Source organism: Helicobacter zhangjianzhongii (assembly GCF_030249855.1).
Lineage (GTDB): Bacteria > Campylobacterota > Campylobacteria > Campylobacterales > Helicobacteraceae > Helicobacter_B > Helicobacter_B zhangjianzhongii.
In genome coordinates, this window is sequence record NZ_JANURN010000009.1 from 49,968 (window position 1) to 63,090 (window position 13,123).

The following is a 13,123-nucleotide window of genomic DNA, read 5'->3' on the forward strand; positions in this document are numbered from 1 at the left end:
TATGGTTATTGCACACTATCATACGCGCGCTGTATAGCTTCCATATTTGCATCGATCACTGCTTGTGGAAGCTTCTTGCCAAGCACTTTGGTAAAAGCCTTTTTAAAATACTCAAGCTCTAAGATCCCAGATATTTTTACAAACGCACCAAGCATAGGGGCATTGGGGATCGGCTTGCCGATAGTATCAAGCGCGATTTGAATACAATCAAGTGTATAAAGCGTCTTGCCTTGTAGGTCAGGCTTTTTGGCGATTAGCTCCTCTTTTGATAAATGCGTGGTGATGATGTATTTGGTATCGGGCTTGTCATTGGCACAAATATCAGTGATAAACACGATCCCCGGATCAATCACTAGCACATAATCTGGCTCCATAAACTTCTCGTGGTTCAAAATAGGCTCATCATCAATCCTATCATACGCACTCATCGCCGCGCCGCGTTTAGCCGAGCCATAAAGCGCGAATGCCTGCACTTCTTTCCCCGTTGTTGCGATCACATCAGCAAGTCCTTTAGCACCTGTTACCGCGCCTTGACCCGCTCGTGAATGCCATCGTATTTCTAGCATAGATTCTCCTTGACTCAAGATAATGTTTCAATCTTTTACACACTTAGGTGCTAGAGACTGCAAAAACACCCTAAATATTACTACCTTAATTATTAAAACAACTATAAATTTAAGAATCTAGATCGATAAATAACAAAATGCTAGGCAAAAATGTATAGAATAGTAACGATACTTCCTTGTTACAAGCATTATCTCTTCTCTTCTTGCAAAGCCCTGCAATCCGCCACCACAATAACTTATGAAGCAATTATGCTACACTTTTCCACATACGCAAAAACCCTATTGCTCCCCATCACTCTAGCGTATGCCAATTATCCGCATACTGCATAGCCTGCGTGCGGATAGCACACACAGCCTCATACACACCATCACAGCTCATCATAGCCCTAGATTCTAGCCCCATACCATAGCCACTACGCACCCATACGCCATTGATCTGCGCATTTTTAGCCGCCTCTAGATCATAAATCGTATCGCCAATCATAAACACCTGCTCCTTTGGTGCAATGGGCAAAGAGCAAAGAGCTTTTAAAATCGGCTCTGCGCTAGGCTTTGGGTGCTGCACATCTTCGCTGCCAATCACCACTTGAAAAAATCGCAAAATATCAAAATGCTGCAAAATATGCTTAGAATACAACGCAGTCTTTGTCGTAACCACCCCAAGATGCGCAAAACTCTTTGCCATAATGAGAGATTCTATTACATTTGGTAACAGCTTCGTTTCTTGTAGGTAGATTTTCCTATAATGATTTTTGTATGCTATCGCCCTATCTTGCGCTTCTTTAGGCTCAAACCCTACTTTGATAAACATCTCCACAAGCGGCAGCCCTATCAAAGATCGCACCTCATCTATTGTGGGGGAAAATGCCGCACCACAAGCGTGCGTAAAGCTATGATAAATCCCATCAATAGAATCAAACAAAGTCCCATCTAAATCAAACAACAAGACATATTTCTCGTGATCACCAGAATCCAGCTTTGCAGCAGGGCTTGTGGTGGGCATTATCACTTGAGGGCTAGGCTCTGGCTTTAGCTCAAAGACTTCTTTTTCAGCGACTTTTTGCTCAATGATCTCTCTAGAAACTTCTTGCTCAAAAACTCCTTGAGGGCGATTTGTGCTTGTGGATTCTAGCGGGGCTTTTTTCTCCTCTTTTAGCTCGATTGTGCCTTGCGTGCGTGGATATACGGGCTCTTCTTTTAGCTCGATATGCTCGCTTGCCCCATACTCCCCACTAGAATCCACTTTTTCAAAAGTGGATTCTAGTGTAGCTGCCTTTTCATCACCGCCTTGTGTCTTATGCGATCTTTTCCACTTAAACACGATGCTTTCTCCTTTTCCACAATGTCCTGCCACTTGGGGCATTCCCAGATAAAATACCATAGCCTAGCTCATAGCCCATAACAAGCACGGCTACAAGTAGCGCACAGCCCTGTGCCACAGGATAGCTAGCAAACGCCCCATCTAGCCCATAGCTCTTACTAAAAGGCGGCAAAAGCAGCGCGATAAACAAAAATGTATAGCAAATGGTGATGATGATAGAGCTAATCGTGCGCTGGATAGACTGCAAGAAAATCGCGCACGCCATATTGACCCCTAGCAGCACATAGCCGATATAGTAAATATCCATAGCCCTCACGCTTAAAGCCGCCACCTCATCGCTAGAATCCACAAAAAACCCCACAAAATACGGCGCAAAGACAAAAAACACCCCATACAGCAAAAGCCCTATAACCACCACCACAAAAAGAGAGAAAAACAGCGCGTAACGCAGCCTAGTAAAATTCCCAGCCCCATAATTAAAGCTAGCGATAGGCTGCAAAGCTTGTGATACAGAGAGCAAAATGGTAAAAAACACGATCCCACAATACAGCACCACACTATATACCGCAAGCCCCACATCTCCAGCTATGCTTACAAGCGCGCCATTATAGAGCACCATCATAATAGCCGCAGAAAGCTCGGATATACTCTCTGGCAAGCCACTTTTCGCCGAAGAAATAATCGCAGCAAACGAAAATCTAGGGATAAAAAATAATGCCCCCCTTTTGCGCACAAAATGACTCACCAGCACGCTAAATCCTATCGCGTGTGCCAAAATAGTCGCAAGCGCACTGCCCTCAATCCCCATATCAAGCACGAACAAAAACACATAATTCAGCGCGATATTGCTTGCTGATCCTAAAATCATCGCAAGCATACCAAGCACAGGGCGTTTATCATTGACGACAAAAATATCGCTTAGTGGGTGCAAGATCAAAAAGGGCATACCAAGAAAAGTGATTTGCAGATAGATCCTAGCCAGCGCATAAATCTCGCTAGAAATATCCTTGCCACGCGTAAGGAAGCCCAAAATCTCATCGACAAAGACAAACCCCAGCACCCCAATGGCAAGCGAGCTAATTGCCACAAAATAAAAAATCGAGCTAAACACCAGCCTAGCCCTAGCAGCACGATCACTTCCTAAAAAATACGACACAATCGCCGCCCCCCCAAAGCCAAAGAGCAGCTCATAGGCAATACACGCAGGGAACACCGCCCAGCACGCCCCGATAGCCGCCAAGCCATCAGTGCCAATCTTTTGCCCCACAAAGATCCCATCAATCGTGGAGTAAGTAGAGAGGGCTAGCATCGCACAAAGTGCAGGGATAAAATAGTAGAAAAATAGCTTGATGATAGAGTCGTTTTTCAAATCCAGCTTTGCAGCAGCAGTCATTATCCACCCCAAATGCGTAAAATAAGGCAATTATAGCAGATAAGATACATAGGGTTAAAAGTGGATTCTAGGATTTATCGTCATTGCGAGCTTTGCTCCGCAAAGCGTGGCGATCCACACACACCGCGCAAAAGTGGATTCTAGTCATTTAAGTAAATTCTTACGCAAAATCCCCTACACTACCCCTACATCTTAAACATAAGGAGTTTGTTATGGAATTTCGCATTGAGCACGACACTATGGGCGAGGTCAAAGTCCCTAACGACAAATATTGGGGCGCACAAACAGAGCGCAGCTTTGAAAACTTCAAAATCGGCACAGAAAAAATGCCAAAAGAGCTGATTTATAGCTTTGCCAAGCTTAAGCGATCGCTTGCGGTGGTGAATAACAACCTAGGCAAGCTAAATGATGAGAAGAAAAATGCCATCGTGCAAGCCTGTGATGAAATCATTGCAGGCAAGTTTGATGATAACTTCCCGCTTGCTATTTGGCAGACAGGCTCTGGCACGCAAAGCAATATGAATATGAATGAAGTCATCGCTAATCGTGCGAGTGAGATCCTAGGCGCAGACTTCCGCAAGGAGAAAAAAATCCACCCAAATGATGATGTCAATATGAGCCAAAGCTCTAATGACACTTTCCCCACGGCAATGAGTATCGTCTCTGTGATCCAGCTAGAAAAGAAACTGCTCCCAGCCTTAGAAGAGCTTAGAAGCACTTTTGCCAAAAAGGTCAAAGACTTTGACTCTATCGTCAAAATCGGTCGCACACATCTCCAAGATGCCACGCCTCTCACACTTGGGCAGGAGTTTAGCGGCTATCTCTCAATGCTAGATCACTCCAAAGAGCAGATCATCGCCTCTCTCCCCACATTGCGAGAGCTTGCTATCGGCGGGACAGCAGTAGGCACAGGGCTAAACGCCCACCCAGAGCTTAGTGAAAAGGTAAGTGCCGAGCTTAGTAGCTTCACAGGCGTGAAGTTTGTCTCAAGCCCCAATAAATTCCACGCTCTAACAAGCCACGATGCTATTACTTTCGCACACGGCGCGCTAAAGGCATTAGCAGCAAATCTTATGAAAATCGCCAATGATGTGCGCTGGCTAGCAAGCGGTCCTAGGTGCGGGCTAGGCGAGCTGCTAATCCCAGAAAATGAGCCCGGAAGCTCCATAATGCCCGGCAAAGTCAATCCCACACAATGCGAAGCTCTCACAATGGTAGCAGTGCAAGTTATGGGTAATGACGCAGCAATTGGCTTTGCGGCATCTCAAGGAAATTTTGAGCTAAATGTCTTTAAGCCAGTGATTATTTATAACTTCTTGCAAAGCCTTGATTTGCTAGCCGATGCAATGCACTCATTTAATATCCACTGCGCAGTAGGTATCGAGCCAAATAGAGAAAAAATCGCGCATAATTTGCACAACTCTCTAATGCTAGTTACCGCGCTAAATCCACACATCGGCTATGAAAACGCCGCCAAAGTTGCCAAAAATGCGCATAAGAAAAATATCTCCCTAAAAGAGTCTGCCCTAGAGCTAGGGCTTCTAAGCGCAGAGGATTTTGATAAATATGTCGTCCCAGAAAATATGATTAAGCCCAAAGCATAAGCGTATTTCTGCTATTTATGCGACTTTTTAGCTCTCTCTACTCTCTAGGAGCTAGGCTCGCCCTACTCCTAGCCTGTATCTCACCCACACTTTTTGCTATCCCACTTTGTCAATCCCAATCCGAGCAGCTGAAATTCTGGGGTGGGACACTTATGCAAATTGCCTCTTTGCACGCAGGTGTGGGCGCGGATTTCAACGCGCTAGATTCTAGTGCGCCAAGCCAAGTGCGCAAAGCAGCCACCACGCCGCTTGTAGGTGCGAGTGCTGGGGTAATGTATATGAATCCAGAAGATGATAGAGAGCTTGATTATGGCTGGAGGGTGCGCTATCTCTTTAGCCACTCCCCACAGCTTGGGGCAAATACCCACTACATCGGCGCAGCCCTTTATCTCCACCCATTTCCCAATCCCTACCACCGCGCAAGTGGCGCGATACAGACACATAAAGACTGCGAGGATAAGCCAGATGGCTACCCCACGCCATTTTCTTTTGTGCTAGGTGGGGGCTTAAGCGTGCAAGGCAATCCTTATGGGCAGAGTGTAGGCGGATATGTAGAGAGCGGACTCGCGCTTTTTAAGTGGTTCCCGCTTAATGCCGAGCTGCTTTATCGCGTGAGCTTCTATCCTAGCAGTCCATATTTTGAGAACATCACACAAAGTATCCAGCTAGTTTTTACAATCCTTTAGAGTCTAGGCTAGAATCTAAAGTATCGCACTCTTCGCACACGCCTTTTACTACGACACTTTTGACCTTGCCTTTAATCGGGGGTAAATCAAAGTCTTTGATCTCCTTGCACACATCGCAGACAAAGTGCGCCTTTGCCATCTCGGCTAGCTCGTAGAAAAACTTGCCTTGCATCTCGCTTTTACTCACAATGCCACTTTGCTCAAAAAGCTCCATATTGCGATAAAAAGTCGTTTTGTTAGCTTGGATCGCAAAGCCCTCAAAGCTCAAAGGATGCTTTGCTTGGATAAGTATCTCAAGCATTTCTAGCCGCAAATCTGTGATATGGATATGATGATCTCGCAGTAGCTGCACAGCGTCCATAAACTCGCTCCACAAATAAAATAGGGCATTATAGCCTATAAGTAGCAAACAAGATAATACTATGCTTACTTGCAAATACTTCGTATATAAACAACTATATTTTTAATATGCAACTAAGTTGTTTTAAGTAAAATACCTTGCATTTTCAAAATTTATGATGAAAGGATTTTTTATGAGACTCTCTTATATCCTTATAGCTAGCTCTCTAGCCCACATACTCCACGCCCAAAGCACGATCGAGCATAAAATGCTTGACCCTATCTACGCACAAGCACAAAGAGAATCCGCCAGAGAGCACGAGCACGCCAACACCACCACCATAAATGCCCAAAGTCTGCAATCCCGCCAAGCTACAAGCCTGCGCGATGTGTTTGCGCTAGATTCTAGTGTGAGTGTGGGTGGGGCTACCACCACCGCGCAAAAGGTCTATATCCGCGGACTTGAAGATCGGCTTTATAGTGTCAATCTCGATAATGCCAGCCAATATGGCAATCTCTTCCACCACCAAGGCAATATCACCATAGATCCTATGATGATCAAAGACATCACCGTCCAAAAAGGTGTGCCAGATGCCTATATGGGAGTAGGCGCACTAGCAGGATCGATGAATATCCGCACCAAAGATGCGCGCGATTTCTTACGAGAAGGGCAGAAATTTGGCGCGTTAGTGGGGCTTGGCGGATATAGCAATCAAGGCTACCGCGCGAATTTAGCAGGATTTTTCGCACTGAAAAATACCGATGCGCTTCTATGGGTAAATTGGAGCAATATCCTAGGATTCCACGCGGGTAGGGGCAATGGCGGCAATGGCGAATGGGTAGCAGGCTCTGCTAATAACAACAAAAGCCTACTTTTTAAGCTCAATCAGCAATTAAGCGAGCAAGATAGTATAAGCCTCTCTTACAATGGGCTGAATGAAACTTCCACTGCACCTTTTGCCACCAATTTAGCAGAAAGAAATGTAACTCTCTTTGCCCATACCAACTACAACCACACCGCCACTCTAGGCTACACCCACAAAGCCGACCCGAGCAATCCTAGCTCCACACAAGTGCGCACCAATCTCTACTTCAATCAACGCTCCATCTACCTAAAACCACTCACACAAGAAGCAGACAATAACCACACAAATGACCACGAAGAAGTCAGCTCCAAAAACATCGCCTTTAACAATGTCGGCTACAATCTGTCCCTAAGCAATCAATTTAGTGTGTTTGATATAGAGTATGGGCTTAATTATCAAGGCGTGTTTGTCGCTGATACCGCCGCGCCAAAAGACCCCGTAAATCGTGCCAAAGAGAGTGGGCATATCTATGGAGGCTTTGTCAAATCCACCTATACTCCTAGCGAGCATTTCGTGCTAGCTGCACAAAGCCGCTATGATGTGTTTAACTACTTTGACAAAAACAACCAAACCCACCTAACTCAAGGCTTCTCGCCTGCGGCTAGTATCACCTATATCCCCATAAGCTCTCTATCTTTCCGTGCGGGCTATGCCTATCTCACAAGAGGAGCTATGCCTGGCGATGCGACTCTGCTAGGTGATAGCGATGTGCTAATCCACAAAAACCTACGCCCAGAATCTATCCAAAATGTCGAGCTCAATGCAGATTATAGTGGGAGTATTTTTTGTGCGCGCTTGGCGGGGTATTACTCACGGCTTGGCAATTTTATCAATAGCTACGCACACGACCACGATCATAATGACCATATCCACACGCCCGGCGAGCCTCATAGCCACGGCGGCTTGCGGCAAAATATGGATTCTGCTATTGAAGTCTTTGGCTATGAGGGCGGGATTGGCGCAGACTACAAGGGCTTTAGCTCCTATGCTTCTATCGCGCAAAATTTCCCCACCTATAAAGGCTATTTACTGCAAGATACCTATGAGCTAGGCGCGGTATCTGGGATCATTTATACGCTATCTTTGCAGTATGAGATTGCGCGCTATCACTTGCGCTTTGCGTGGCTTAGTCAATTTACCCAGCGCGTGAAATACAAAGGCTATGATATTTACAATGATGAAACCGGCTTCATCGACAAAGCCGGATATAGCGTGCATAATCTCTACATAAATTGGGAGCCCTTTGGAGCAAAAAGACTTGCCTTGCGCCTAAGTGTGAATAATATCTTTAATACCTTCTACATCGCCCAAACAAGCCCCTTTAAAAATGAAGCGATGGATCCCCTAAAGCCAGATAGTATCCGCCGCGCTATGCCAAGCCCAGGGATTGATGCGCGATTTGAGGTAAGCTATCAGTTTTAATCCCCCCAACTCTATTGCATAGAATCATCAATAGAGTTTATCAATCCACTAAAAGTGGATTCTAGTAGAATCCACTTTTAGTAATCTCTTTGTAAAATCACGCTACACTCTAGGCTCTAAAGCAACACAAAGCTAGAATCTAGGTATAAAGGATTGCAAGTGAGAAGTGGGTATTTTGGGCAGCATGGAGGGCAGTTTGTCCCAGAGATTTTTATGAATGCCATTATTGAGCTAGAGCAGGCGTATATGCGCTATAAAGTGGATTCTAGCTTCCAAAAAGAGTTACAAGAGCTATTAGACAACTACGCAGGGCGACCATCGCGTCTCTACTATGCCGCTAAGATGAGTCAAGATCTAGGGGTGAGAATCTACCTAAAACGCGAAGATCTCAACCACACCGGCTCTCATAAAATCAACAATGTCCTAGGGCAGGCATTGCTTGCTAAAAAAATGGGCAAAACCCGCATAATCGCCGAGACAGGCGCAGGGCAGCACGGCGTAGCAAGTGCCACGGGTGCGGCTCTTTTGGGGCTTTCTTGCGAAATCTTTATGGGTGAAGAAGATGCCAAAAGACAGGCATTAAATGTATATAGAATGCGCCTACTTGGGGCAAAGGTGCATATCGTCTCTAGCGGGACTGCCACGCTAAAAGATGCAGTATCCCAAGCCTTGCGCGAGTGGAGTATGCGCGTAGAAGATACGCATTACTTGCTAGGGTCAGCCGTAGGACCGCACCCTTTCCCTATGATTGTGCGCGACTTGCAAAGTGTCATATCACTAGAATCTAGAGCGCAGATCTTGCAAGCAGAAGGGAGACTGCCAGATATGGTGGTAGCGTGCGTGGGTGGTGGGAGCAACGCCATAGGGAGCTTTCATCACTTTATCCCAGATTCTAGCGTGCGGCTCATTGGCTGTGAGGCAGCGGGCAAGGGCGTTAGCACCAAAGAGACTGCCGCTACTATCACCACAGGCAAGGTGGGGATTTTCCACGGGATGAAGAGCTACTTCTGCCAAGATGAGTGCGGGCAAATCGCGCCTGTGTATAGCATATCTGCGGGGCTTGATTATCCGGGTGTGGGACCAGAGCACGCATATTTACACGATATAAAACGCGCAGAATTTGTCGCAATCACTGATGATGAAGCCGTAGAAGCATTTGAATATCTATCAAAAATGGAGGGCATTATCCCCGCCATTGAAAGCTCACACGCCATAGCCTATGTGCGCAAAGTCGCTAAAGATTTGCCAAAAGACTCACTCATCTTACTCACACTCTCTGGCAGAGGTGATAAAGACTGCGCGGCTATGGCACGATACAAAGGGGAGGAGATTTATGAGTAGCATTGCACAAGCCTTTAGCAAAGCAAAGGCATTTATCCCATTTATCACTTGTGGCGATCCTAATTTAGCATTTAGCGAGAAAGCCATTTATACACTTGCAGAAAATGGCGCAGATATTATTGAGCTAGGCATACCATTTTCAGATCCGGTGGCAGAAGGTGGCGTGATACAAAAAGCCACCGCACGCGCGCTAGAGTCTGGCACAAGCGTGGAAGATGTCTTTAGACTTGTGGCAAAAGTGCGCACCAAAAGCAGTGTGCCGCTTGTGCTTATGACCTATGCCAATATTGTGTTTTCTTATGGAAGTAAGGAGTTTTTTGCTAAGGCTAGGGAGCTTGGGGTAGATGGCGTGATACTCCCAGATGTGCCCTATGAAGAGAGGGAGGAGTTCGCGCGATTTGCTCAAGGAATAGATCTAATCCCACTAATCGCCCCCACAAGCAATGACCGCATAGCAATGCTAGCTACAAATGCGCAAGGCTTCATCTACTGCGTCTCTTCGCTAGGCGTTACAGGGGTGCGTGAGAATATCCCAAGCAATGAATCCATCATCGCACGCATTAAGCAAGCAAGCTCTACCCCCGTGGCAGTGGGCTTTGGGATCTCTACGCCAGATCAAGTTAGGGAAATAGCACGCTATGCTGATGGCGTGATCATCGGCAGTGCGGTAGTGAGTATCTGCGCGCTTAATGAGAGCGAAGAAGTGCGATTACAAAAGCTTGGTGCGTATGCAAGGGAGATACGAGCTGCGCTAGATTCTGCGGGCTAACAAAAGGGATTCTAGGGGGTAGGCGATTCAGTCTTGAGTGAGCAATGCGGCAGTGTTGCGGCTTATGGCAAAGGCACGAACGCTAAGTTCGCTAACCTTTACCATAAGCTGCAAAGCTACCACGGTCCCCACCGCAATCCTTAGAATCGTGTTGAAATAAAACAGGCTTTGTGAAATTAAACACCCTTCAAAAGTGGATTCTAGGCTTAATGCCGTTTTTCTCTCACTTGCGAGATTCTGCGATAGCGGAATCGTGGCAAAGCAAGGCGAAGCCGCAGCTTCTTTAGAAAGCAAGGGATACCGCTCGGCGTTGTGCGATTGTTTCTTTAGTAAGCCCAATCCTCGCGCTAGCTCGCACACAATGACTTCCTAGCCCAAGCTTAAGTCCCTAGCACTAGAATCACCAAAAAATGCTACAATTTCCGCCACAATGGATCTTAAGAGTATCACCACCTACGCAAGGCTTGAGAAATGAAAAGTTTTTATGCGCGTTTTTATCCTTACATTAAAGATTATTATTTTTTCTTCTTCTGTGCCATTTGTGCTAGTGCGCTTAATGCTGGCTGCACGGCGTCTGCCACCTATCTTGTAAAGCCTGTTTTAGATAAGATTTTTACCGAAAAAGATGCGGCTATGCTGCTGCTTTTGCCAGCGTTATTTGTGGCGACATATTTTGGCAAAAGTGTGGGCGCGTATGCGCAAAATTTCTTTGTCAATTATATTGGGCTAGATATTGTGCGCAAAATCCGCGAAGATGTCCTAGCCCATATGCTACGGCTTGATTTAGAGTTTTTCAACAAAATGCGCAAAGGCGAGCTCATCGCACGCATTACCAATGATATAGGGCTTGTGCGAGCGGCGGTGTCAAATTATTTTGCTGATTTTATGCGCGAGAGTCTTACGATTATCGGGCTGCTTTGTGTGGTGATCTACCAAAATCCACGCCTTGCGTTCTACTCGCTTGTGGTGCTGCCCCTTGCGGTGCTGCCGATCCTAATCATTATCCGCCATTTAAAGCGCATTTCACGCAAAACACAGGAGAAAAACAGCGACATCACCGCTAAGATTAGCGAAGTGTTTAACAATACCGAAATCATCAAGGCAAACAACGGCGAGCAAATCGAGCTAGAGCATTACAAAAGAGAGAATCACCACTTTTTCAAGCTTGGCATTAAAGCCACGCTTATAGGCGGGCTTAATGGTCCTATTATGGAGACTTTGGGGGCGATCGCCATTGGGGTGGTGATCTTTGTGGGAGGAAGCGAGGTCATCGCTGGCAATATGACTACCGGGGAGTTTGGCTCCTTTACCACGGCACTTTTTATGCTCTATACGCCCATTAAACGCGTGATAGGGATCATCACAAGCTTTCAAGACGCGCTTGTAGGGGGTGAGCGGATCGGGCAGATCCTAGATCTGCGCCCAAGTATCATTGATGGCAATACAATCTTACAAGCCCCATTGCAAGAGCTTTCTATCAATAATGTGCATTTACACTATGATGAGGTCGCTGCGCTAAATGGCGTGAGTCTAGCAGTAAAGCGCAATGAGATCGTAGCACTTGTAGGCAGAAGCGGCAGTGGCAAAAGCTCTCTTGTGAATATGATCTTGCGCTTGTATGATCCAAGCAGTGGAGAAATCACAATCAATGGCACCAATATCAAGCACTTCACGCAAAAAAGCCTGCGCGATCATATCACGATCGTAACGCAGCGCATTTTTATATTCCACGATACTATCGCGGCAAATGTCGCCTATGGGCAAGCAATCGATGAAGCGCGCGTGATAGAGAGCCTGAAAAAGGCGCAGGCGTGGGAGTTTGTGGAAGCTTGTGAAAATGGGATTTATACAATGCTTGATGAGTTTGGCGCGAATCTTAGCGGTGGGCAGCGGCAGAGGATCGCTATCGCAAGAGCGATTTACCGCGATTGCGATGTGATCATCTTTGATGAAGCGACAAGCGCGCTAGATATACACACAGAAGAAGCCGTGCGAGAGAGCATCGATACTATCAAAAAAGATAAGATCATTATCCTAATCGCGCATCGCCCAAGCACCATCTCCCTAGCCTCGCGCGTGTATTGCCTAGATAATGGCATAATCACTGACATCACCACCCCACAAGGATTTTTAGCCCGCGATGAAATACGACATAACGCTTGACACTTTTGTCATCTCTGATACACACTTTGGGCATAAAGCCGTGATGAAAAAGGAGCCTATCCGCAAGCTAGCCCTAAAGCAAAGCGGCTTTACGCGCTTTGATGAGCTGCAGATCTATCGCTGGAATAATGCCCTTAGCGCAGATGATAAAATCCTGCATTTAGGAGATTTATACTTTGATATGGGCTATAAATACTTGCCGCGCCTACACGGAGAGAAGATCCTTATTGTGGGGAATAATGACATAGGCAAGTTTGAGCGAGTAGAAAAAATGCAAGAGTGGCAAGTCTGCCATAAGCTAAAGCTCCAAATCCCTGAAGCCAAGCGTATAAAAGCCCGCCTTAGGGCAAAATTTGGCAAGTCCCAGCTTAAAGACCCTTATGCCAATGCCATTGTGCTAGACCTTGGCAAAGAGCGCGTGATGTTTAGCCATTTTCCTGTGTTTAACCGCAAGAGAGATGATCGATTCTACCTAGCGCGTGATGTGCTTGATGAAGCGTATAAAATCTGCGATTGCAGTCTCAATATCCACGGACACACGCACACCAAAAAGACCTATAATCGCTTCTGTATCAATGCCTGCTGCGAGGAGCTAGACTTCACGCCTGTGCGCCTTAGAGAGATTGTGCGCTAGGGGATTGTGGGCGATTGTG

12 protein-coding genes are annotated in these 13,123 nt (G+C 46.3%); 7 read left to right on the plus strand and 5 right to left on the minus strand.

What is annotated here, in order from left to right; all coding sequences use genetic code 11:
• Window positions 1–5 precede the first annotated feature (5 nt).
• From NYG90_RS09005 to NYG90_RS09015, 3 genes are all read right to left on the minus strand, one after another.
• Window positions 6–566, minus strand: a complete 561-nt coding sequence (locus NYG90_RS09005) for a pyruvate flavodoxin oxidoreductase subunit gamma (protein ID WP_285257409.1) — start codon at window positions 564–566, stop codon at window positions 6–8.
• A gap of 292 nt (window positions 567–858) precedes the next feature.
• Window positions 859–1,887, minus strand: a complete 1,029-nt coding sequence (locus NYG90_RS09010) for an HAD family hydrolase (protein ID WP_285264957.1) — start codon at window positions 1,885–1,887, stop codon at window positions 859–861.
• Window positions 1,880–3,280, minus strand: coding sequence for an MATE family efflux transporter (locus tag NYG90_RS09015; protein WP_285264958.1), 1,401 nt, complete (start codon window positions 3,278–3,280; stop codon window positions 1,880–1,882). The genes NYG90_RS09010 and NYG90_RS09015 overlap by 8 nt, the downstream gene beginning before the upstream one ends.
• A gap of 212 nt (window positions 3,281–3,492) precedes the next feature.
• On the opposite strand from NYG90_RS09015, the gene fumC reads away from it, so the two are divergent.
• The gene (gene fumC, locus NYG90_RS09020; RefSeq protein WP_285264959.1) at window positions 3,493–4,884 is read left to right on the plus strand and encodes a class II fumarate hydratase; all 1,392 of its coding nucleotides are present in this window, start codon (window positions 3,493–3,495) and stop codon (window positions 4,882–4,884) included.
• 17 nt (window positions 4,885–4,901) lie between these two features.
• Window positions 4,902–5,570: a hypothetical protein gene (locus NYG90_RS09025; protein ID WP_285264960.1), complete on the plus strand. Its 669-nt coding sequence runs from the start codon at window positions 4,902–4,904 to the stop codon at window positions 5,568–5,570.
• Here NYG90_RS09025 and NYG90_RS09030 read toward each other — a convergent pair.
• Entirely contained in the window at window positions 5,557–5,931 is a 375-nt protein-coding gene (locus NYG90_RS09030) for a Fur family transcriptional regulator (RefSeq protein ID WP_115012438.1), read from the minus strand. The genes NYG90_RS09025 and NYG90_RS09030 overlap by 14 nt on opposite strands.
• A gap of 172 nt (window positions 5,932–6,103) precedes the next feature.
• On the opposite strand from NYG90_RS09030, the gene NYG90_RS09035 reads away from it, so the two are divergent.
• The 3 genes from NYG90_RS09035 to trpA all read left to right on the plus strand — a co-directional run bounded on the left by NYG90_RS09035 (window position 6,104) and on the right by trpA (window position 10,307).
• The gene (locus tag NYG90_RS09035; RefSeq protein WP_285257404.1) at window positions 6,104–8,197 is read left to right on the plus strand and encodes a TonB-dependent receptor plug domain-containing protein; all 2,094 of its coding nucleotides are present in this window, start codon (window positions 6,104–6,106) and stop codon (window positions 8,195–8,197) included.
• A 159-nt stretch (window positions 8,198–8,356) separates the two neighbouring features.
• Window positions 8,357–9,538, plus strand: a complete 1,182-nt coding sequence (gene trpB / locus NYG90_RS09040; RefSeq protein ID WP_115012428.1) for a tryptophan synthase subunit beta — start codon at window positions 8,357–8,359, stop codon at window positions 9,536–9,538.
• On the plus strand, window positions 9,531–10,307 hold the full coding sequence (gene trpA, locus NYG90_RS09045) for a tryptophan synthase subunit alpha (protein ID WP_285257403.1): 777 nt from the start codon (window positions 9,531–9,533) through the stop codon (window positions 10,305–10,307). Before trpB ends, trpA begins: the two co-directional genes overlap by 8 nt.
• A gap of 27 nt (window positions 10,308–10,334) precedes the next feature.
• Here the strand turns inward: trpA and NYG90_RS09050 are convergent, their stop codons facing one another.
• The gene (locus NYG90_RS09050; protein ID WP_285257402.1) at window positions 10,335–10,667 is read right to left on the minus strand and encodes a hypothetical protein; all 333 of its coding nucleotides are present in this window, start codon (window positions 10,665–10,667) and stop codon (window positions 10,335–10,337) included.
• Window positions 10,668–10,778: 111 nt separating this feature from the next.
• On the opposite strand from NYG90_RS09050, the gene NYG90_RS09055 reads away from it, so the two are divergent.
• Complete coding sequence (locus NYG90_RS09055) at window positions 10,779–12,470, plus strand: ABC transporter ATP-binding protein (protein WP_285264961.1); 1,692 nt, start codon at window positions 10,779–10,781, stop codon at window positions 12,468–12,470.
• A complete protein-coding gene (locus NYG90_RS09060; RefSeq protein WP_285257400.1) occupies window positions 12,448–13,104 on the plus strand; it encodes a metallophosphoesterase in 657 nt (218 codons plus the stop codon). The genes NYG90_RS09055 and NYG90_RS09060 overlap by 23 nt, the downstream gene beginning before the upstream one ends.
• The last annotated feature ends 19 nt before the right edge of the window (window positions 13,105–13,123 follow it).